Annotated in this window: 20 protein-coding genes and 1 pseudogene; 10 read left to right on the top strand and 11 right to left on the bottom strand. The window is 41.2% G+C overall.

Features of this window, described 5'->3' with window-relative positions; all coding sequences use genetic code 11:
• The first annotated feature begins 53 nt into the window (after positions 1-53).
• Both F7734_RS07390 and F7734_RS07385 read left to right on the top strand, forming a co-directional pair.
• On the top strand, positions 54-530 hold the full coding sequence (locus F7734_RS07390; RefSeq protein ID WP_155744147.1) for a peptidoglycan-binding protein: 477 nt from the start codon (positions 54-56) through the stop codon (positions 528-530).
• 636 nt (positions 531-1166) lie between these two features.
• On the top strand, positions 1167-2162 hold the full coding sequence (locus F7734_RS07385) for a hypothetical protein (protein WP_155744065.1): 996 nt from the start codon (positions 1167-1169) through the stop codon (positions 2160-2162).
• 32 nt (positions 2163-2194) lie between these two features.
• On the opposite strand, the gene F7734_RS07380 is transcribed toward F7734_RS07385, so the two are convergent.
• The gene (locus F7734_RS07380; protein ID WP_279239680.1) at positions 2195-3190 is read right to left on the bottom strand and encodes an NB-ARC domain-containing protein; all 996 of its coding nucleotides are present in this window, start codon (positions 3188-3190) and stop codon (positions 2195-2197) included.
• A gap of 187 nt (positions 3191-3377) precedes the next feature.
• Here F7734_RS07380 and F7734_RS07375 point away from each other — a divergent pair.
• Positions 3378-3548, top strand: a pseudogene (locus F7734_RS07375) (LuxR C-terminal-related transcriptional regulator); the annotation flags it as partial.
• Between the two features lie 21 nt (positions 3549-3569).
• Here F7734_RS07375 and F7734_RS07370 read toward each other — a convergent pair.
• Positions 3570-4253, bottom strand: coding sequence for a response regulator transcription factor (locus tag F7734_RS07370; RefSeq protein ID WP_155744063.1), 684 nt, complete (start codon positions 4251-4253; stop codon positions 3570-3572).
• Positions 4250-5356 (bottom strand): response regulator, encoded by a 1107-nt coding sequence (locus F7734_RS07365; RefSeq protein WP_155744062.1) that lies wholly within the window; start codon positions 5354-5356, stop codon positions 4250-4252. The genes F7734_RS07370 and F7734_RS07365 overlap by 4 nt, the downstream gene beginning before the upstream one ends.
• Before the next feature lie 824 nt (positions 5357-6180).
• Here F7734_RS07365 and F7734_RS07360 point away from each other — a divergent pair.
• From F7734_RS07360 to F7734_RS07350, 3 genes are read left to right on the top strand one after another with little or no spacing between them, the layout of a single operon-like run.
• Positions 6181-6528 (top strand): PAS domain-containing protein, encoded by a 348-nt coding sequence (locus tag F7734_RS07360; protein ID WP_155744061.1) that lies wholly within the window; start codon positions 6181-6183, stop codon positions 6526-6528.
• A 32-nt stretch (positions 6529-6560) separates the two neighbouring features.
• Positions 6561-8432: an ATP-binding protein gene (locus F7734_RS07355; protein ID WP_155744060.1), complete on the top strand. Its 1872-nt coding sequence runs from the start codon at positions 6561-6563 to the stop codon at positions 8430-8432.
• Positions 8433-8436: 4 nt separating this feature from the next.
• Positions 8437-9624, top strand: coding sequence for a heparan-alpha-glucosaminide N-acetyltransferase domain-containing protein (locus tag F7734_RS07350; protein ID WP_155744059.1), 1188 nt, complete (start codon positions 8437-8439; stop codon positions 9622-9624).
• Between the two features lie 44 nt (positions 9625-9668).
• On the opposite strand, the gene F7734_RS07345 is transcribed toward F7734_RS07350, so the two are convergent.
• Both F7734_RS07345 and F7734_RS07340 read right to left on the bottom strand, forming a co-directional pair.
• The gene (locus F7734_RS07345; protein ID WP_347566143.1) at positions 9669-10130 is read right to left on the bottom strand and encodes a WD40 repeat domain-containing protein; all 462 of its coding nucleotides are present in this window, start codon (positions 10128-10130) and stop codon (positions 9669-9671) included.
• Between the two features lie 9 nt (positions 10131-10139).
• Positions 10140-10364 carry a hypothetical protein gene (locus F7734_RS07340; RefSeq protein WP_155744058.1) on the bottom strand — a complete coding sequence of 75 codons (225 nt, stop codon included), beginning with the start codon at positions 10362-10364 and terminating at the stop codon, positions 10140-10142.
• Positions 10365-10738: 374 nt separating this feature from the next.
• On the opposite strand from F7734_RS07340, the gene F7734_RS07335 reads away from it, so the two are divergent.
• Complete coding sequence (locus F7734_RS07335) at positions 10739-11233, top strand: M12 family metallopeptidase (RefSeq protein WP_155744057.1); 495 nt, start codon at positions 10739-10741, stop codon at positions 11231-11233.
• Between the two features lie 228 nt (positions 11234-11461).
• On the opposite strand, the gene F7734_RS07330 is transcribed toward F7734_RS07335, so the two are convergent.
• Positions 11462-12493: a hypothetical protein gene (locus F7734_RS07330; RefSeq protein WP_155744056.1), complete on the bottom strand. Its 1032-nt coding sequence runs from the start codon at positions 12491-12493 to the stop codon at positions 11462-11464.
• A gap of 128 nt (positions 12494-12621) precedes the next feature.
• Positions 12622-12843, bottom strand: a complete 222-nt coding sequence (locus F7734_RS07325) for a vitamin K epoxide reductase family protein (protein ID WP_243146741.1) — start codon at positions 12841-12843, stop codon at positions 12622-12624.
• 45 nt (positions 12844-12888) lie between these two features.
• Between F7734_RS07325 and F7734_RS65120 the strand changes: the two genes are divergently transcribed.
• On the top strand, positions 12889-13011 hold the full coding sequence (locus F7734_RS65120; protein WP_279239676.1) for a hypothetical protein: 123 nt from the start codon (positions 12889-12891) through the stop codon (positions 13009-13011).
• A gap of 265 nt (positions 13012-13276) precedes the next feature.
• Here the strand turns inward: F7734_RS65120 and F7734_RS07315 are convergent, their stop codons facing one another.
• The gene (locus F7734_RS07315; RefSeq protein WP_155744055.1) at positions 13277-13813 is read right to left on the bottom strand and encodes a vitamin K epoxide reductase family protein; all 537 of its coding nucleotides are present in this window, start codon (positions 13811-13813) and stop codon (positions 13277-13279) included.
• Between the two features lie 764 nt (positions 13814-14577).
• Between F7734_RS07315 and F7734_RS07310 the strand changes: the two genes are divergently transcribed.
• A complete protein-coding gene (locus tag F7734_RS07310) occupies positions 14578-14847 on the top strand; it encodes a hypothetical protein (RefSeq protein WP_155744054.1) in 270 nt (89 codons plus the stop codon).
• Positions 14848-14891: 44 nt separating this feature from the next.
• Here the strand turns inward: F7734_RS07310 and F7734_RS07305 are convergent, their stop codons facing one another.
• Entirely contained in the window at positions 14892-16934 is a 2043-nt protein-coding gene (locus tag F7734_RS07305) for an SMP-30/gluconolactonase/LRE family protein (protein WP_155744053.1), read from the bottom strand.
• A 1641-nt stretch (positions 16935-18575) separates the two neighbouring features.
• Between F7734_RS07305 and F7734_RS07300 the strand changes: the two genes are divergently transcribed.
• Positions 18576-18737 carry a hypothetical protein gene (locus F7734_RS07300; protein ID WP_155744052.1) on the top strand — a complete coding sequence of 54 codons (162 nt, stop codon included), beginning with the start codon at positions 18576-18578 and terminating at the stop codon, positions 18735-18737.
• 1321 nt (positions 18738-20058) lie between these two features.
• Here the strand turns inward: F7734_RS07300 and F7734_RS07295 are convergent.
• Positions 20059-20376 (bottom strand): hypothetical protein, encoded by a 318-nt coding sequence (locus F7734_RS07295; RefSeq protein ID WP_155744051.1) that lies wholly within the window; start codon positions 20374-20376, stop codon positions 20059-20061.
• 618 nt (positions 20377-20994) lie between these two features.
• Positions 20995-21411 carry a DoxX family protein gene (locus F7734_RS07290; RefSeq protein WP_155744050.1) on the bottom strand — a complete coding sequence of 139 codons (417 nt, stop codon included), beginning with the start codon at positions 21409-21411 and terminating at the stop codon, positions 20995-20997.
• Positions 21412-21721 lie beyond the last annotated feature (310 nt).

Genomic DNA, 21721 nt, shown 5'->3' with positions numbered 1-21721 from the left:
TATACAACCAAAAAGGATGAATGAGTGATTATGTCATCCACGAGGCATTCACTATGCAGGTAGCTACAACAGCAATCGACCCCATTCTCAGAATTGGTGCTAATGGTCCAAAAGTGAAAGAATTGCAAGAACTATTGAATTGCAGAATTCCTAATGGCGATTGCCTCACAGTGGACAGTTTTTTTGGTATCAAAACTCAAGCAGCGGTTAAAATTGTCCAATACCAATTCCTTCTCAAACAGGATGGTATTGCTGGTCCTTTGACTTGGCAATCCCTGCGTGCAAACACCCCAGTTAATAAACCCGTTTTACATCGTAACAGTTATGGTCAACAGGTCGCAATTGTTCAGGAAGTTCTTTTTAGAGGTGGATTTTATCAAGATGGTGCCATTGATGGTTTTTTCAGAGAAAAAACAGAAGCAGCTGTGCGGGCGTTTCAAGAAAGTCAACAACTCATTTCTAATGGTATAATTGGACACAAAACGTGGAAAGCACTGAGTACTTTAGCTACTTCTCTCACAGCTAACTAACCTTCTTGTGCGATCGCAACTCACGCAAAGACACCAAGAAAGGCTCCCAATACTACAAGGGCTGAGACATAAATTCCAAAACACGTAGGTTGGGGAGCCAGCCCTGATAGCGAAGCGTGGCGCGAATGCGCCATAGGAGGGTTTCCCTCTGTAGGGGACTGGCGTTTGAGGAACGAAACCCAACATCTAGAGCATTTGTTGGGTAACGCTCGTGCTCAACCCAACAAAGCTAAAATTCTTAGGTGTGGTTGCGTCAAAGACTTTTAGCTCTTGACGCTTTTGCGCTTTTTTCCTTTCTTAAGGCTGGGGATTATTTTTTTTGGAGTTAACGTTTGTTGAGTGCGTGAAACCAATCACATGACAAATGTCATGCTCTCATCGTGACATTTCTTAGATGCTTTCTTAAAGTTTTACAAATATCTTAAAGTTATCAAAGTTAAGGGCTTGCTGTGCAAAACAAAGCAGATCTAGCAAAAAGTCATGAAAAAATGCGAAACATCCTCACTACAAACCTCCTATTTCAGCATGAGGAAATAAGTACGAATTACGAACTACGTTCGGGAAGCGCATACTACGAATTGGAGCAAAGCAACTTGACTCTCCACATCTTTTGTTGCAATACCAAAACCAATTACCATGGCTTACTCAACTGAAGATGTACTTCGCCGACTTGCCTTGTTTCTTCTCATTTGCCACCTTCCTTGTGACTATCCCTACAAATCGACTGAGGATGTATACTACCCCCAATCCTGTGGCAAAGAAAAGTTTCAGCAAATGACTAACAATGTCTGGATGCCATCAGATGGCAGCACGTGCAAATTTACTGCCAGTTGGCTGCTTTGGTCTCTCGGTTACCGTGATGGCTGTACGGTCAACGGCACGGATGCTACGTGTAACAATGAACACACTGAAGAGGAGGACAAGCAGATTGTCTGCTCCATCACAAAGAATATTACTAAGTTTACTTCTGACACCGCGTACAAGCCCCATCCTCAAGTACAAACTGGGTACACAAAAGTTGATGGAACATTAAAGAGCGCACTGATTGGGTGGAATTTAGCGCAACCAAATGCTTGCCCAAAGATGGGTGACATCGTCTGGGTGACTCAAGATTGCGAGGCACTAAAAAATGACCCCAGCCACGTCTTCATCTTTCTGTCTCAGTTTCAGGAAAATGGCAAGACCTACTGGCTGACTGCTGAGGGAGGACAATCTAGCCCTGTTTCAACAACAGATTCTTCACCAGAAAATTCCTTCATGTGCTTTAACCGTCGGTTAGTGACGGTTGAAGAAAGAAAGCTAAAATTGCAAGACTGTTGGCTGCATGGGTGGATCGATCTCATGCTTCTCCCCATTGCGAACTGGACTTGGACTGATGGGCTTCCTATGATTGACTTGAAACTCCTTGGGGTACTTCCCGAGTTTTGGTCAGAAAAGCGTTTGGGTTGCGATCGCTATATGGCGCAACAGATGGCAATTGATTTAGCTATCTCTGAAGCATTCAATATTCTTTCTAACTGGCCATACCCACCCAACGACTTTGCTGTCGGTCAACTTGTGCTTTGGATTCATTTGTGCATATACGACTATTTAACAAAATTGCAGCAGGGGAAAACATTTGTTTGTATATAAATTTCACTAATTTGCCGCACCTTTCTTCAAACCTATTCCTCCTCAACTGCTCCCAAAGCTTTTAACGTCAGCTTCTGAGCTGCTGTTATTCCTGTCACTCCCGTAATATTCATTCCTTCATAAGCACGCTCGGCTATCAGAGTCTTGACACACTCTCCTGTGTTGACATCCCAAAGCTTAATAGTTGCATCTGCACTTCCACTCACCAAAATTGCTTCTCGATCGCTAAAATCAGCACAGAGTACCCAATGAGTATGTCCGCGTAAAATTTTTCTAGTCTTACCTGTATGGATGTCCCACAATCTAACAGTACAATCGACGCTAGTACTAGCAAGGCTTTGTCCATCCGGACTGAAAGCAACCGACCATATTTGATCTGTGTCTCCTTCTAAAACTGCTAGGGGAGTGTTGCTGTAGCGATCGCACAACTCTTGTTTTTGCGCTTGAGTTCCTGAGAGTCCTTTTGCTTGAACTAGGGCTTGTCCTATCTCCTGCGATCCCTGTAATGTTAGGGTTCGCACCTCTAGCTCTACTCCTTCAAAGGCAGCAATTTCAGCTGGTTTTTCACGGCTCGTTAGTATCAAACAACTTTGATGAGTTGCTTCACTGATTACCCTCAGTAGTTCACCATATCCTTCGTAACCCGGAAGATACTGTCCAACATAATCGCCTCCTTGAAAAATTGTTTCCCAATTATCCAAAATGAGCAGACAACGTGAGGAGCGCAGGTAGTAGATGAGTCGGTTAATTTCTGCTTTGGTTTCTTGCTGATCTGAGACAAAAGGCACGAGATCCGCTAGGAGATTGTTTAAAGGTGGAGCATTGCGGAGGCTTCGCCATATAATATAGTCAAAATTCGCCTGAAGATTTGTGGTAACCCGTGCTACCAGTGTTGTTTTGCCTATTCCTCCCATTCCCAACACGGCTACCAAACGGCAACGATCGTGCACAATCCATTTTTGTAAAGTTTGAAGTTCTACTGTGCGTCCGTAAAATACGGAGACATCGCTCGCTTCTCCCCAATCCAAGCGGGCTGTGACGCTTTTGGGTTCGGATTTTGCAGAAACCTGCGCTTCCGGGGCTGTCTCTCCTAAGTCCGCGATCGCCAACCAATCAAGTCCCAGTTTGAGGCATATTTCCTGGAAATTTTGATAATCTACTGGTTTACCTGTAAGGAATTTACTTAAAGTTGCTAAAGCTAGCCCTAAATCTTTGAGCAATCGAGAAATTGCCCAAAAGCTTTACCTTTCAGAAGGGACGGTTAGAAATCATATTACGAATCTTCTGAATCGACTCTGTTTGCGCGATCGTACTCAAGCCGCAATTTTGGCTAATTCTTTCCTATCTTGGTTGGACAAGCGCGAATCTGCTCTTGCCTATAATTAAGTGGTAACTAGTTATTTTGAACTACTTGCTATACTTCTCGGAGTTTTCCAACCAGGGCAAACAAGAATTTGCAAACAACGCCGCTTGAGTGCGATCGCGTAAATTCAATCGACCCAGGATATTCGTAATATGGTTTCGTACAGTACCTTCTGAGAGGTGGAGAGTTTGAGAAATTTCTCGATTGCTCAAGCCATTGGCAATCAATTGCAAAACTTCTCTTTCTCTAATTGTTAATTCTGATAACCCTGGTGGTGGCTCCTTTGGTTTTGAAGGCGATTGAACCAGGGTTATCATTTTTTCTAGGAGTCCGGGTCCAAGGTGAGTATAGCCTTTGTCAATCCAACGAATTGTTGCTGTGAGTTCTTGAGCGGGCGTATCCTTCAAAATATATCCCTTAGCTCCAAAACGCAGCGCTTCTGCAACGTAGTGCGAATCATCAAAGGTTGTCAGTATCAAAATTTTTGTTTCTGGGAACTGCTGGGATATTTGTTGAGTTGCTGCTACACCATCCATCACGGGCATGCGAATATCCATCAGCACAATATCTGGCTGTAAATCCCCACCATAAAGACGTTCCATTTGCTGTATTGCTCTTTGACCATTTTCCGCTTCTCCCACAACCTGTAAATCTGAATTAATTTCTAACAAGGTTTTTAGACCTTGACGGATAATCTCTTGGTCTTCTACTAACAACACTCGGATCATTCTGCTAACCTCGGAAACCTAACTTTAATCTGACATCCCGCGCCCGGTTGACTGAAAATTTCTAATTGACCCCCCATAGCAATAGCACGTTCTCGCATCCCTTGGAGACCAAATCCCGTTCTATTTTCAGAGAGTTGAAAGCCGTTACCGTTATCCTGAAGCGTCACACATAAGTCACTTCTTGTTGTTTGGATTTGAATGTGTACCTCGCTCGCCTTAGCATGCTTACAAATATTAGTCAGTCCCTCCTGTAAAATTCGATAAATAACTGAATTCATCGCTTGGGGTAAAGTTGATGGCAATTCAATTTGGTATGTTGGCACCACCCCTGTTGTCTGGTGAAATTCTTCAACAAGGTTAGCGATCGCCTCCTGTAGTAACTGCCCTTGTAACGGTTCGGATCTGATTTCAGCGACAGATTGGCGCACTGCTTTCAATGCATTTGAACCCAATTGCTTTGCCCCCAACAACAGTTTATGTGCTTTGTTTGGGTCTTCCTGCCATAGAGCTAGAGCAGCTTCTAGTTGAATATTCAGCGCTACTAAGGAATGCCCCAAAGAGTCGTGAATATCACGAGCAATTCGATTCCGTTCTTCAAGGGTTGCCATTTCCTCAATCTGCTTGTTAAGTTTTTGCTCCTGCTCTAACGCCTTGAGCAGTTCTGCCTCTGTTTGCTGTAAAAGAAAATTTTGAGTTTGAAGTTGTGCTTGCAATCGGCGGAGTGTAAGTTGATTTTCAATTCTGGCATAGACTTCCTCAAGCTGAAATGGCTTAGTAATGTAATCCACACCTCCCACTGAGAAAGCTTTTACCTTATCAAAAGTCTCATTCAAAGCGCTAATAAAAATGACTGGTATTTCATTGGTTTGGTTATTAGCTTTTAACTGACGGCAAACTTCATAGCCGTTGATTCCCGGCATATTGATGTCAAGCAGAATCAAATCCGGCGGTTGAGCTTGTACGCCCATTAATGCTGTAGAGCCATTTGTCACACTCCGAACTTCATAGCCCTGCTTGGTGAGCATTGCTGATAAAAGGCGTAGATTATCTATATTGTCGTCAACGAGAAGGATATCTGCCTTTGGCAACTGGGTGCAGTCCATATTTTGGTTGAGTCAATTGCAATATAATGAAGATATATTTTTCTTCCTTGAACTAATTTTCATATTGATAAACCACACCTTGTAGGGTGACTTAATTAGCTTTGTAAAACTATGAGTAACCGAATCGAAATATACCATATTTTATGAAATTATGATTAATTCTTATTAGATAGCTATGTACCTTAATATACATATATATAATGATTTTCAATTATTAAAATAATATAAATTAATATACAGCCTCAAAAGACTGTGCTAGCTCTTGAAAAAAGGTGTAATATTTGGTACGGTTAGTAAGGCTTTAGTAACAAGTTAACTGAGTTATAAAGTAGCCATCACAAACCGTGTACACCAAAACGAATAAAAATAGACATTGGGGAGCCAGTGGTTGCGGTGAGTTCTCCCGTTAAAGCAACTGGCATCATTGGGCATTGGGTTTTTCCCTAACCTGCTAACCAGTTCCCCTATGTTCAAGTCAGCAGTCAGGTCAATTGGTAGGTAGAGATATTACTAGTATGGTGCAGTTGAGATTCTTGTAATTCTCTTTCCTCTTAACTAAGAAGCCTGAGAACCTACCAGGATGTTCGGGCGTGACCTGGATGTTGGTCGTTTTGTGTTCTCTTTTCTTACTTGGGTAGGGCAAAAAATTTCCAATAGCTTGTGCGGATAGTGGAGCCATTTCTCCTCCTTTAGTAAAACTAATGCTTCATGAACTGGTACTTCATTTGCTATGGAAATGACTTCTTGTAGCAGTGGATTTTCATGGGAATTTTAGGAATAAAACAATTGCCGATAAGCATCTAGAAAAATTGAAAAGTTGGTTTATGAACACAATTGATGAAATGAAGCTAGAAACTCAATTTCCAGTTATCATCACTGATGAACAGGGGATTATTAGCTATGTAAACGATTGTTTTACATCTGTTTTTGGATGGAATTTGGATGAAATTATGGGTGAACATTTGGAAATTGTGATTCCCTACAGCTTTCATGATGCCCATCGTCTTAGTTTTTCTCGCTTCATTATGACCGGAAAGTCTAAAATTCTCAATCACCCTCTTTTACTAAAAGCAGTGACAAAAGATGGTTTAGAAATTGAGAGCGAACATACAATTATGGCAGAAAAACAAGGGGATAATTGGTTTTTTGCAGCTACAATTCGTCCTTTATAAGAAAAAATAATAAGACGCGAGAAGGAACCTTCATGAAAAATAATTTTGCCCTGATGATTAACCAATTACGGTTAACTTTGGGAAAGATCGAGATAGCGCTGGGTGTCATTGATGATGCGCTCATCTGGACAGATAAAGATGGCAGAATACAATGGTGCAATACTGCTTTTGAAAACCTCATTAATAAACCGCGTATTGTAGTTTTAGGAACCTGTTTAATCGATTTATTGCCTTTAACACACTCGAATACAGAGGATACTTTAGAGATACACCCAGTCATGAGGGTGATACAAGGTCAACTAAAAACCACAGAATACGAGTTTCAACAATTTGGAGAAAAATTAGTTTTGGAAATATCTGGCAATTGTGTTGAACTGTGTGGCAGCGATAGAGCTGCTATTCTGGTGCTGCGTAATATTACTGTCAAAAAACAAATCGAAGAAGCGCTTAAAGAAGCAAAAGAAGCAGCAGATGTGGCAAACCGTGCTAAAAGTCAGTTTTTAGCGAACATGAGCCATGAACTGAGAACTCCTCTTAATATTATTTTGGGTTTCACTCAATTGATGGCAAGCAGTGGTTACCTCAATTCGCAGCAGCAAGAATATTTGGATGCGATCGCACGCAGTGGAGAACATCTGCTCACTTTAATCAATGATGTGTTGGAAATGTCTAAGATTGAGGCAGGAAAGACAACACTCAATGAAAGTAGTTTCAACCTAGACAATCTTCTGAACTCTCTGCAACAGATGTTCCAGTTTAAAGCTGAGTTGAAAAGGATAGAGCTTATCTTTGAACAGACAACTAACATCCCTCAATACATTTATACAGATGAAAGCAAGCTGCGCCAGGTTTTAATGAATTTGTTAGGCAATGCTATTAAGTTTACCCAAACAGGTAAAATCATACTGCGAGTCAAGTGGGTTAATGAAGGTAGCAATATACTTCCTCCACGATTATTATTTGAAGTGGAAGATACCGGACCCGGTATTGCTCCTAAAGAACTTGAGACTTTATTTGAGGCATTTGTTCAAACCAAAACCGGTCAAAATTCTCAAGAGGGAACTGGGCTTGGCTTACCCATTAGCCGTCAGTTTGTGCGTCTTATGGGGGGAGAGATTGCTGTTGAAAGTCAATTAGGAATTGGAACCATTTTTAAGTTTGATATCCAAACAACTAGTGTGGTTGAAACGGATGAGATACCAGTCACAAAACCGAGTCAGCAGGTTATTGGTTTGCAAGCCGGACAGCCCAAGTATAAGATTTTGGTGGCAGAAGACAACTTGGAAATTCGTCAGATTTTGATTAAGCTGCTCAAACCAATCGGTTTTGAAGTGCGGGAAGCCATGAACGGGCAAGAAGCGATCGCCCTAGGGCAAAGTTGGTCACCCCATTTGATTTGGATGGATATGCGTATGCCAATGATGGATGGATATGAAGCAACCAGACAAATTAAAGCGAATGGCAACCCAGCACCCATAGTGATTGCATTGACTGGAAGTGCTTTTGAAGAAGATCGTATAGTGGCTTTATCGGCTGGTTGTGATGATTTTGTGCGTAAGCCATTTCGATCGGAAATCATCTTTGAAAAAATGGCTGAACATTTGGGAGTGGTTTACGATCTGCAATCTACGCCATGCCCCTGTGAAAATCTATTGCTAGATTCATCCTCAGAACCAGTTTTCTCGCACGAGGAACTGATTAAGACTTTAGCGATGATGCCTCATACTTGGGTAGAACAACTACACGATAATGCTACTAAAGTCAATGGTAAGTTAATTCTGAAGCTGATTGAACAAATACCTCAACCCTATGCTTATTTAGCTAATGCTTTAACTCATATGGTCAATAACTTTTGTTTTGATGAAATCATCACTCTCACCAAACAAATGCAAGCTAGAGCCTAAATCAATGGGATTTTTTCCTGACCTTGAGAACCATGAACAATCTAAAAGTAAACGCCTAATTTCGATAGATTTATGGCGTGGACTTGTCATGGCGTTAATGACCCTAGACCACGTGCGAGGCTTTTTTACCAATGTTCGCTTTAATTCTTTAGATATTACCCAATCAAACATCCCTCTATTTTTGACTAGATGGGTAACTCATTTATGCGCTCCCTCTTTTATTTTCCTGGCTGGTATTGCTGCCTATCTTTCTTTCCAACGCCACGAAAACAAGCAAAAACTTTCCTACTTTCTTGTCATGCGTGGATTATGGTTGGTGTTTCTGGAGTTGACAGTCATTAAACTTGCATGGACTTTCGACCTAACTTTTTTCGGCGCGGGGGTCTTATGGGCGATTGGTTGGTCTATGGTTATCTTGGCAGCACTCATTTATCTTCCGACTCGTGCGATCGCTGCACTCGGAATCCTGCTTATAGTAGGACACAATTTGTTTGATAATTTCAATGCTGAACAATTAGGAACATGGAGTTGGCTTTGGGCGGTGCTTCACGAACAAAAAATGTTCACACCCTTTCCAGGAATCAGCTTTTTCATCCTTTATCCCCTCATTCCTTGGATTGGAGTGATGGCAATAGGTTATGCATTTGGAAGAGTATTCGATCTGGAAAAATCTCAACGCAACCAGTTGCTAAGACGTCTGGGTCTATGTCTAATTCTTGCTTTTATTATCCTACGGGCAATTAATATTTATGGTGACCCCAACCCTTGGTCATTCCAGTTCAGCTTTTCCCGCACTCTGCTATCATTCATCAACTGCCATAAATATCCGCCTTCATTGCTCTTTTTATTGATGACCCTTGGTCTAGCAATCCTGATATTTCATTTGTTTGAAAACTACAGATTGAGAATTCTCAAACCCCTTGTTCTCTTCGGTAAAGTTCCTCTATTTTTTTATATTATCCACCTTTGGTTAGTTCATATCGCTGCTATTATACTTGCCTTCCCTCATTATGGATGGAAAGCAATTATTCTGCCCTACATATTTTCTAGTCTGATGCCAACAGAGTATGGATATGATTTACCAAAGATTTACGGTCTGTGGATAATCATGCTCGTTATCCTATATCCTATCTGTAATTGGTTCGCTAACTACAAAGCAAAACACAAAGGCTGGTGGTCCAGGTACTTGTAAAAGGTTCTCGCACCATTGAGCTTTTTCATATATCTTAATAATACTCATTGTGGAGCAATTTCCACAGATCCCAAAGCCTTCAGAGTGGATTTTTGTTCCTCCGTCAATCCTGTAATCCCTAGAATATTCATTCCCTCATAAGGTCCGCAACCTTTGAAAGTTTTCAAACACTCGCCTGTCTGAACATTCCATAGTTTAATCATTTCATCAGCTCCAGCACTGGCGAGAGTCTGTCCATCTGTACTAAACACTACTACATATACTATATTCGTATGTCCCTGTAATGTATTAAGGCACTTACCGTCACGAGTGTCCCACAGCTTTACCGTTTGGTCACGAGAGCCACTAGCCAGGATTCTGCCATCTGGGCTCCAAGAAACTGAAAATACCATATTAGTATGGTCTTGCAATGTGTTGACGCATTTACCGTCACAACCATCCCAAAGCCTGACTGTGTGGTCAGTACTACCACTGGCAAGAATTTTTCCATCTGGACTCCATACCACCTTTTTTTTTCAATCAGCGATCGCTTGCCAATCGAGAGCTAGTTTGAGACATATTTCTCGAAAATTTCCTGAATCTACAGGCTTACCCGTGAAAAATTTACTTAGAGTCGCCAGCGCTAATCCCATATTGTGAGCAAGACTTTTTTGGCTGGAAAATCCCTTGCGCCTCAAAGGCAATCTCACTATCTCAAGACATTCTGGACGAACTTTGAGCGATCGCGACATCCGCAACATAGGTAGAGCAAGTAAAATTACTTATTTATTTTACTCGAAAGTTAGTCATAAGTCAGTACTAAGTCAGTATATTCACCGTCTTAAACTGAGTCATTAATAGGTTTTAATGAATTAGTATAAGTAAGGTGCATCTCAAAACTCTCAACTGCAAGATTCAAGACTTCCTCGTGTACGCAATTCGTGATGGCAACTAGCTCAATTTTACCCCGTGCAGAGCAAATTATCTGAAGTGCGTTGTAGCTTTTTGGTATTGGCTAGAATTTGAATCCCTGAATTTCTTTAGTGGGACAGATGTCTTTATCAAGTTAAAGAAAACCTCACAGAACTTGATACAAAGTCAAATTTTTGAATACAAACAAGGATATCTATCGAACATGACAGTTAACAATGTACCTGAAGGTTCTGCTCTTTCTGTTTCTGAAGAAGCTGATATTTCCGTTTGGTTCCGCTCTACGGAAGAAGAACCAAAAACAGGATTCATTCAAGGAAATACTTTTGACTTGAAGGAAGTTAAGTATTCTGCAATTAATGGAGAAGCAATTTTTGAGGGCGATATCTCCCTTGGCTCTATTAAGGAGATGGAAGAATTAGTAGAGAATATCGCCAAGGGTGAATTGGGTGTTGGAATTACAGGCAATCAATTTCGCTGGCCTAACGCACTCATTCCCTATGAAATCGATTCCAATCTTCCCGCGCAGCAACGAGTCAGAGATGCAATTAAACATTGGGAAGAACGAACTCCCATGCAGTTTGTTGAACGCACAACTACTAACGCTGCACAGTATCCCAACTACGTCCGATTTGTGGATCGGAATGCTTGCTTTTCAAAAGTGGGGAATTGGAATTTCTGTGGGTGTCTTTTTCGGTAATGGTACTGGATCTCCTGTCATACGATTTAAATCTGCTGGCTGCGATTTTATTCTCTAAGTAGAAGTTTTCAGGTTAATGTTCACATTGATGTCGATGGCGACGGGCAAATCAGTCCAGGTGACTACATCAATATGGAAAGCTACCCAGTACTGACGTTTGGTTACCCCAATTGGGTAACGGTATATGTGCGGAAAGTACAGTAAAGGACATAAAATTAAAAATTAAATTCATTTTTGGCTTTTCTTTGTTGTTGACCTTTGACGTTTAGCTTTTAATGTTGAAGGAGTCACAGGAGTGTTTTCTGGTGATATTGTAATACCCAAATTCTTCAAATCAAATTTTTGTTGCGCTTCTAGTTCTATCAGCCAATTTGATGCTTTTTCTAAGACTTGCTTATCTCTCCTAACCTGAATGATATGTTTTTTCTCCATAACATCACGTAAAATAAAGATGGAAATCGTCTTCCAGCATACCTGAGGCTTGCCAATCATCTGAAAATTAGTCACAATTTTTCCTTCTTCAGGTACGTGAAGCCCTAACCCTGCTGCTTGAATTAGTTGTTGAATATCGCTAATGGCCAAACTGTTGAGAGGGGGAAGATGATCCTCAATCTTAACTAACTCTGCTAGATCGGGTAAATCGACTAATCCCAATGGTAAAGCTTCAAACTGAAAAGTCAGATTTTCTGCAAAAGGATCGGCGATCGCATAAATCTGTTTCGCTTGAGGCGGTAGAGAGACATTTCCCTGTTTGTAAAATTCCTGCCCTTGTGGTGTAATCTTAATCGCACCTGTTTCTAAAATCTTCAAACTCTTAAATCTTTGTAAATTTTCAGCAGTACTTTTCACAAATACAAGATCCAACCCCAAAACACTTGCCAATTCTTGCAATGTGGGTGGAGGTGTAAATTCAATGCTTGCACGGAGAATAAATTCTTCCAAAACATTAAATTTACGAGGTTCGCTAATCATCACCTCCACCAGCGTCTGTACTAATTTGTAGCAAAATTGACGCGCTACTATAACAGATAGATTAGAGTTTTGTTTTTCAATTTGCTGTACTAACAAGTTTAGAGATGGATCGATGGATTTGGAATTTTCCACCCCATCCTGTAGCAGCTCGGTGCTAGTAGTATCTATCTGCGTGCATCCGCGTTCATCAGCGGTTACTATTGAAGAACCGTCCGATGCTTCTTTAGGTGGAGACTCGTGAGTATTGGGATTGTCATTTTCAGATTTGTTTCGTTTGCGAGGAGGCATATTAGACAAACTTTCATTGGAAGTGCAGATGGAGATGATTGTACAAACACTTCCACCCAAATAAACATAGAGACGTTAAACATAACGTCTCTGTAGATGTTTATTGTAGCAATCAAAGGTATTGGTTACTACGTATTGCTTTGTGCTTCAGCTTTTTTACTGTCCCGACGACTTAGCAGAACACGAGTAGCAGCAAGTACTTCTGGCGCTGCAAGTACCAAGGAAGCGATCGAGCAAACAGTTGCAACTTGGCAATACTCACAAAATGCTTTATTTTCCGCCCACTCTTCACGAGCTAACTCGGCAGAGACGACGGTATCTAAAAAATAATAGACCAGGAACTTTTTCAATCCAGACTCCACACCAGACAGGTAGAGACAGCGACCAAAAAAAAATTGACACCAACAGAAAAAGCCGAGCAATTTCGTCAATGGGTGGTTCGATTCCCCAAAAGTAGTGTAAGCTTACCTGCTGAAGCCAGTCTGCGTGAGAATATTTATGGCGATCGCGGTGTATGACAAGCTATTTTTTGGATACGAATATTATTCTTAGGTTTGCTGATACCCACTCCTCTGAGTACGAAATTATTAATAATGCTATTTTTCAAATTTTGCTACAGGGTGGTCAATGTTTTATTACACGTTTGCGAGGAGGCATATAAGAGAAACTTTGATTGGACGTGCAGATGGAAATGAATAAAAACACTTCCATCCCAATAAATATAGAGACGTTAAACGTAACGTCTCTGTAGAAGTATATTCTAGCAATCAAAGGTATTGGTTATTATGTATTGCTCTGTGCTTCAGCTTTTTTACTGTCCCGACGACTTAGCAGAACACGAGTAGCCGCAAGGACTTCTGGTGCAGCAAGTACCAAGGAAGCGATCGAGGCAACAGTTGCTACTTGGCAATACTCACAAAATGCTTTGTTTTCTGCCCACTCTTCACGAGCTAATTCAGCAGAGACAACTGTATCTAAAAGGATCTTAACGCCCATTGCAATTGGTAGCAGTGGGTTTTTCCGTGCGCGATCTAGACCACCTGCAGCAGCTAGCCAACCTGTAAGGGCATAATTAAGCACCATGATTGGACCGTCAGGTGAATTGAATCGGCTGTAGGCATAGTTAGATGCGTCCACTCGGTCTGCATCAAACACTGGAACTGGTGGATCGGGTAAATGTTTAACTATCCCTGTTTGGTAAAGTGTAACAATTTGTCCCATTGAACCCCCAAGTGCAGATAAACCAATAATCCATCGGCGGCGGGTCATATGGGGATTGTTTCCTTCACGCAGTTCTTGACTCAGTTGTGTTGGTTCCATGAAGCCTCATTCTTGATAAGTTATAGGTTACCGATCTTATGAACTATGCAGCAGTGTTTTACAAGTGATTGTGTATTTGTCGCAACCGTTTTGGCGATAAGCTGGGTACAGCTTGCGCTTTGCGAACGCAGTACATTATTTTGATACAGACCGTTTTCCTCTATCTTCAAGATTGGCTTTCATCCATACCACTGACATTAGACGTATTTTGTCAGAGTAGATTTATTACAGATGAAGAATTGCTAGGAAATTAATTTTGGGTTAGTGGCTGTGATTCCCTTACAATTGAAAATTACCAACTTTTGTAGGTTGGACATTGCCCATCCCACATTTTTTGAAACATAATATTCTGTCACTATTAATCTAAAAAAAAATATGTTCTTCTATCAAAAGAAAGACTTTTATATGTTGTTTTACTAATTTAGTGAAGACGCTTGGTTTAAGCATTTAGTAGGATAAATCAGCATCAAAAGTTTGAGTAGGGTAGGCATTCTCTCCCAAAAGCATGATAGGGTGGACATTGCCCACCCTACTTGTATTTGATAATTCCACGAGAAGTTTTATTAGAATTATGGCAGTTTTAATGAATTAGACTTATACGTAGAGGAAGCAAAGCAAAGAAAGAGAGAATTACTGAGAATCCATAATTGCTTCTTCTAAAAAAAGGTCAAATAATCAAAATGATTTTGGTAGGTCAAAGTTAAATATCAAAGTTACCTTCAATGTATAGCAACTAGTTCATAACATAAAAGAGGATAAACAACATGGATGAAGTTAATCTTGGTCCCTTCGATCGCTTGCTTGACATAGAAGGCGTAAATGGACCAGAAGATATATTTGGCAATGTTGGTGGTTCTTTTAGTGGTGAAAACCCCTTTACAATGGGTAGTTCTTCTAACATCCAAGATTTACCTTATAACGGTAACCCCTTTGCTGGAGATAACTTCTGGAATATCTTTGCAGGTGGTGTTAACCCCTCTAATCCCTCCTTTGGTAGTGGTGGGGGTGGGGATACCTTCAGTGGTGGTTTCTAAATGACTTGTAAAAAGGGTGGGCTAAAGCCCACCTTGTTCAATTGTTACGGTCTCCAACGGAAGAATAAAACCTTACCGTGGTGGTCTTCTTCAAGAAAGACCAAGTACTCTCCGTTGGAACGACGGTAAGCCCGGACACCATAGGGAATATCTACCCAACCTGCTTCTGGTTCAATATTAGGATCGGGTGTCATGATATCTGCTTGTGAACCATTTGATGTTTTATAGACATAGACTTGCCTTGTTTTTACTGTTGCTACAAATACATAATCACCTGCAACACTGATTGCTGCTGGGTAAACAGTCTGTTTTTCTTCAGGACGTTTATCTGCAGGTAACTTAGTTCTCCACGCAGGGTTTCTATTTCCTTTACTCCAATTATCAAAACGCACTAATTCAGAACCAACGACTTTGGCATCATCGTATGGTGCGGGGTTTTCTTTTGTAAACCCTGTCAAATACATTGTATCTGTCTCTGGAAAATATTCTACTCTACGCAGGTCGGTGAAGAAGTTTGGTGTAGCTATTTTCTTCATGGATGCATAAGTATAGATAGGATTGCCACTCCCATCAAAACCTTGTAGAGGATAATGCCGGATACCATTAGCAGTCCGTAAATTTTTCCACACATCACCTCGACTATCTACCCACCAACCACCGATGTATAGATCGTCTCTGTTAGTATCATATTCACCAGGGTCAAAAGCACCATTACCGTTAGCATCCCGCCAAATCCACTCACCTGTTTTGGGTTGGTTTGGAGGCCAATTCCCTTGGGTGAAAAAAGGCTTGTTAGGATCTGCTGGAGTGCCTACAAACATTCCACTTGGTATCGCCGTCCAACCTTCGGAGTTTTGTGCAAAACGGTATATTTGCATCCAACTGTTGTACATATTTGTCAAGTACATCAACGGTCTGCCTTGAACTCTCCGGAAGAAAACTGCAGTCGGTGAAGTATGGAGTCTGGGATCTTGCGGGTATTTAATAGCATTAACCGTGTAGTCTGCGTAAGTCCACTGCTGACCGTTAGGTTTGTCATAGTTCATGACGTAATGTTCTTCTTTTGTGAACACGTCGCGACCGTCAGAACTAGGATCGGCATCTGCTGTATCTATAAAGCACAGCCCTAACAATCTCCATTGCAAAGCACCGTTGGGAGAAAATTTCCTCAAGTCCGCACCTGCGTTGTTAAAACCATTGTTTGCAACATAAATGTTGCCTTGTGCGTCGGTACCTACTCCAGTAATACCGTAAAGTTTTAAATCTCCTATCTGACCGGGGGTTCCTGAATACACGCCTCTTTCCGTGCCAAATGTTCCAACTTGGGAGGGAGAACCCGTGATGTTATAAATCAATATTTGTTGGCGCGGTCCGTTGTCTGCCACTAACAATCTACCTTGATTGTCGAGTGCGATCGCAGTTGGTTGTGCAACATTGGTAATTTTTTCCGATAACTGCTGTCCTTGGGGAGAATACCGCAAAATAGCAGCAGATGAAGAGTTCTCTTTTTGTTGGACAATCCAAAGATTCTTCTGTCGGTCAATGGCTATGTGTCCGGGACGTGAAAAAGAGAAACTCCGCAGTTGGTTCATGGAGTTAGCGTCATAGACAACAATTCTGTTACTGGCGCGATCGCTCACATACACCTCATTATCAGTAGCAGCTAATCCAGTCACGGGGCTACTCGTATTCACAATAACCATACTCTTATCCCAACCACGCCCACCAGAAAAAGGCGCTTGCTGACCGGATAAATTATAACGTCGGATGCAGTACCAAATGGTTCCTTTTGGTGGATAATCCTCACCCGGTTTCCCCGAACCCGCACCTTGTGACATTCCCACATACAAGTAGCGCGAATTAGCTGTTACCGCTAAGCCACCCAAACGTTCCCAACCGTGTAAATCAGCAGCAAGTCCTGCAACATCTCCATTTTTATATATACCCGCCTCTTTTGCTCCTTCGTCCCAGATACTATTCGTGTAAACAGTTCCATCAGGTGCAACATACATTGCTTCTATATTGATTTGCACCCACTTACGATTCCCACTGAAAGTGTTGCCAATCCAAGATGTCGAATATCCCATTTTTCTAAATTCTCTCTTCGACGTGCGCCCATATTCTATCCAAGCTAATTTCATGGGATAGCTGAATAATAAGATTTTCTTAATATTATGTTTTTAAAAATTATAATTTCCAATTAAAAGGTATCATCTAGCTACAAAGTTAATCGGTAGATTATGTATGATTTATTTATCGATTCTTGGTGTTAAAACTGAGATTTTATATGAGTTAAATGTGAGTGTTTTTGCCATAAAATCAAGCTTTTTTTTAAACAGCGCTCCTTAGAGGATGTTTGAAAAGTCATGATTGATGTATCAAATATTTTTTACCCCACCCTAACCCTCCTTATAAAGGGGAGGGAACTCAATTCTCTTATCCCCCCTTTATAAGGGGGACAAGGGGGTATCATGTGATTAAAATACACTAACACTTTCAACACCTCTTACAAGCATAGAGCAGCTATGCTGAAGGCACTTATGGAAGAAAAAAGCTTAAATCAAAGCAATTTAAAAAGCTAACTCTAGATAGAAGTACCAAGCAGGAGCAATCTTTACCATTTGACCAGTGTCTCTTATATTTCTTATGTATTCTTCATCTTCCGCTCGACGCAAAGAAATTCTCCGTGGTAGTTTAGCGTGTCTACCATCAGCGTTGTATCACCATTTTCTAAAACCAGACCAATACGCCGGATTGTACCCAATATTTCCGCCTTTTGCATCCCTTTACATTAGCGGTTTTTTTGAAATCTTGCGTATTGCTTAAGGATTCATCTGTGAGTGTAGCTGCAGCATGGGGACTCATTGCTCTATTTATTGGCGTATTTCTGCTAATATCTATATGACTTTGCACAACATTAAGATTGAAGGAATTCCTCACAATCAATTATTATTGGTAAGATTCCTTTCAGGAGTGCTAATTGCCTGGGCATACTGGTTACACCCACACCCCACACAACAGGGGCATCGGAAGTCGATAAGGAATTTGTAGGTTGGGTTGAGAACGAACCCAACATTTTCGCAAACGAAACCAACATTATCAGCAAACGAACCCACATTTATCAGCAAACGAAAACCCAACATTTATCAGCAAACGGAAACCAACATTTTATCAGATTTGTTGGTTCGTACACGGGTTACCCAACTACTATTTCCCAAAACCTACGTAGATGCAGTCGATCCTATTTCTTTCAGAGATGTCGAAAGTATTGCTATAGTGTACTGATGAATGTAAAAAAATTAATAAAAAACAAAAATGTTAAAAGTATCGAAAAATACATCAATTTCTAAAAACGCCAAAAGGTTAAAAAAATATATCAGTTAATTTTAAAAACATAAGTTTATTATTTTCTTGAACCGGTTCCAGATGAAGAAACCAAAAACGGAGAAGAGAAGAAAGAGACAATTGGAACAGTTTGCTTCTGAGGAAAGCAATACTTTGCTACTGATGACTTCGTGATCGGTGGTGCTGGTGGCTTCGGTGGTGCTGGTGGCTTCGGTGGTGCTGTGGCTTCGGTGGGGACGCACCCCTTGCTAGTGGCGACTTCGGTGGCTTCGACGGCGCTGTGGCTTCGGTGTGGAAGCAACCCTTGCTAGGGGCGAGCTTCAGGGTTTCGGTGGTGGAAGCAACCCCTTTGCCAGGGCGACTTCGGTGGCTCGGCGGTGCTGGTGCTTCGGCGGTGCTGGTGGCTTGGCGGTGGAAGCAACCCCTTTGCTAGTGACGACTTCGGTGGCTTCGGTAGCGCTGGTGGCTTTGGTGGTGGAGGCAAAACCCTTTTTGCTATATGGTGGTTTCGCTGGCTTCGGTGGCTCGGTGGTGCAGCAGCTTAACCGAAACTCACACCAATTAAAAAATTATCCCATCGTAGGGGCGCAAGGCATTGCGCCCTACACGTCCCTATTTGGTTTCGAATAATTTATTTTTGTGTTCCTAAGCTAGACTTACAAATAAACAAGTTCCTAAATAATTTTTTGTGGAATGATCTGTCTGTCCATTTAGGATCGACAGTCTCTTTTAGTTTGAGGATTCATTCTGTCACATTGCGATCTAGCGACGCCACAAGATACTCAATGGGGTTATTGCCTATGTATGTGACGCTTAACCCCTTTGTCATTGATGAATCAGTTGGAGCTAAAAATCAGTACGTCAGATGCGAACTATCACCTTGTTTTCTGGTTCTTGCAGTTGACACTCATTGATAATTTCTCCATATTTTTTCATTCTTATAATGATGGCATACTATCAAAAGATTGTAACTGGGAAGTATCGCCTCGTGTTTGATGAACTAAACAATGTGAAAGAATCGATGTTACCAAAATCAAAAGTTGGTAATGAGTTAGAAAATATCTCGGTTTTCTCGCTCAGTCGATTGTGATATACTTAAACATAAATCTGTTGATTCTATTATGGGTGATCCCATTATTGGAGTGCACAGTTTATTATTAACACGCTTTTTTATGTTGCTGATACTGACTTATTCTCATCTAACTTCCTAATCCATTTTTACTCTCCAACCGAGTCAAACTGTTAAAGAAGATCCGGATCTTCTTGAACCGTTTGACTATACAGAACAAAAATGGATAAGGAAGTTCCATGAGAATAACTCAGTATGGCAACATGAAAAATCTTTTTCCGATGAGGAGTTGTGTTCCAATGTCGGATCATCCATAATCGTGTTATCCCTTTATGTTTCGTATATCAGAATTGACTGAGCGTGAAAACCGAGATGTTTTCTAACTGATTAGCGATTTTCTCATTTTGTTAACGATTGAGCTTAGACAAAGTTTAGTTCATCAAACACGACGCCTAATTCCCAGTTAAAACCTACTGAGAGTTTTATCCTTACAAGAAGGAAGAAATATGGAGAAATTAGCAATGAGTTTTGACTGAGAAGACCAGAAAACAAGGTGATAGTTCGCATCCGACGTAAAGATTTTTAGCTCCAACTGATTCAGCTTTGACAAAGTTTAAACGTCACCACATAGGCAATAACCCCATTGAGTATCTTGTTGCGTCGCTAAATTGCAATGTGACAGAATGAATCCTCAAACTAAAAGAGACTGTCGATCCTAAATGGACAGACAGATCATTCCACAAAAAATTATTTAGAAACTTATTTATTTGAAAGTCCCTTAGGAACACAAAAATAAATTATTCCAAACCAAAAAAAACGTGTAGGGCGCAATGCCTTGCGCCCCTACGATGGGATAATTTTTTAATTGGAAGTTCCCTTAAGCTGCTGCACCACCGAGCCACCGAAGCCACCGAAACCACCACTAGCAAAGGGGTTTTGCTTCCACCACCAAAGCCACCAGCGCTACCGAAGCCACCGAAGTCGTCACTAGCAAAGGGGTTGCTTCCACCGCCAAGCCACCAGCACCGCCGAAGCACCAGCACCGCCGAGCCACCGAAGTCGCCCTGGCAAAGGGGTTGCTTCCACCACCGAAACCCTGAAGGCGCCCCTAGCAAGGGTTGCTTCCACACCGAAGCCACAGCGCCGTCGAAGCCACCGAAGTCGCCACTAGCAAGGGGTGCTTCCCCACCGAAGCCACAGCACCACCGAAGCCACCAGCACCACCGAAGCCACCAGCACCACCGATCACGAAGTCATCAGTAGCAAAGTATTGCTTTCCTCAGAAGCAAACTGTTCCAGATTGTCTTCCATTTCTTCTCTTCTCCGTTTTTTGGTTTCTTAAATCTGGAACCGGTTCCAAGAAAAATAATAAACTTTATTGTTTTTAAAATTAACTGATATATTTTTTTATACTTTTGGCGTTTTTTTAGAAATTGATGTATTTTTCGATACTTTTAACATTTTTTGTTTATTTATTAATTTTTTTTAACATATCATCAGTACACTATAGCAAATACTTATCGACATCTGCTGAAAGAATAGGATCGACTGCAATACTACGTAGGTTTTGGGAAATAGTAGGTTGGGTAAACCCGTGTACGAAACCCAACAAATGCTGATAAATGTTGGGTTTCGTTTGCTGATAAATGTTGGGTTTCGTTTGCTGATAAATGTTGGGTTTCGTTTGCTGATAAATGTTGGGTTTCGTTCCTCAACCCAACCTACAAAAATTCTTATCGACTTTCCGATGCCCCTAGTTGTGTTTGTGGGTTGTGGGTGTACCAGTATGCCCAGGCAATTAGCACTGCCTGAAAGGGTAATCTTACCAAATAAAGTAATTGATTGTGAGGAATTCCTTCAATCTTAATGTTGTGCAAAGTCATATAGATATTAGCAGGAAATACGCCAATAAATAGAGCAATGAGTCCCCATGCTGCAGCTACACTCACAGATGGAATCATTAAGCCAATACCGCCAAGAATTTCAAAAAAACCGCTAATGTAAACGGATGCCAAAGGCGGAAATATTGGTGGTACAATCCGGGCGTATTGGTCTGGTTTTAGAAAATGGGTGATACCAACGATGATGGTAGACACTGCTAAAATACCACGGAGAATTTCTTTGCGTCGAGCGGAAGATGAAGAATACATAAGAAATATAAGAGACACTGGTCAAATGGTAAAGATTGCTCCTGCTTGGTACTTCTATCTAGAGTTAGCTTTTTAAATTGCATTTGATTTAAGCTTTTTTCTTCCATAAGTGCCTTCAGCATAGCTGCTCTATGCCTTGTAAGAGGATGTTTGAAAAGTGGTTAGCTGTTATTTTAATCACATGATTACCCCCCTTAGTCCCCCCTTATAAAGGGGGGAAATAAGAGAAATTGAGTTCCCTCCCCTTTATAAGGGGAGGGTTAGGGTGGGGTAAAAAATATTTGATACATCAATCATGACTTTTCAAACA

It is taken from the genome of Scytonema sp. UIC 10036 (assembly GCF_009725235.1).
This window is presented reverse-complemented; position numbering and strand designations above follow the sequence as displayed.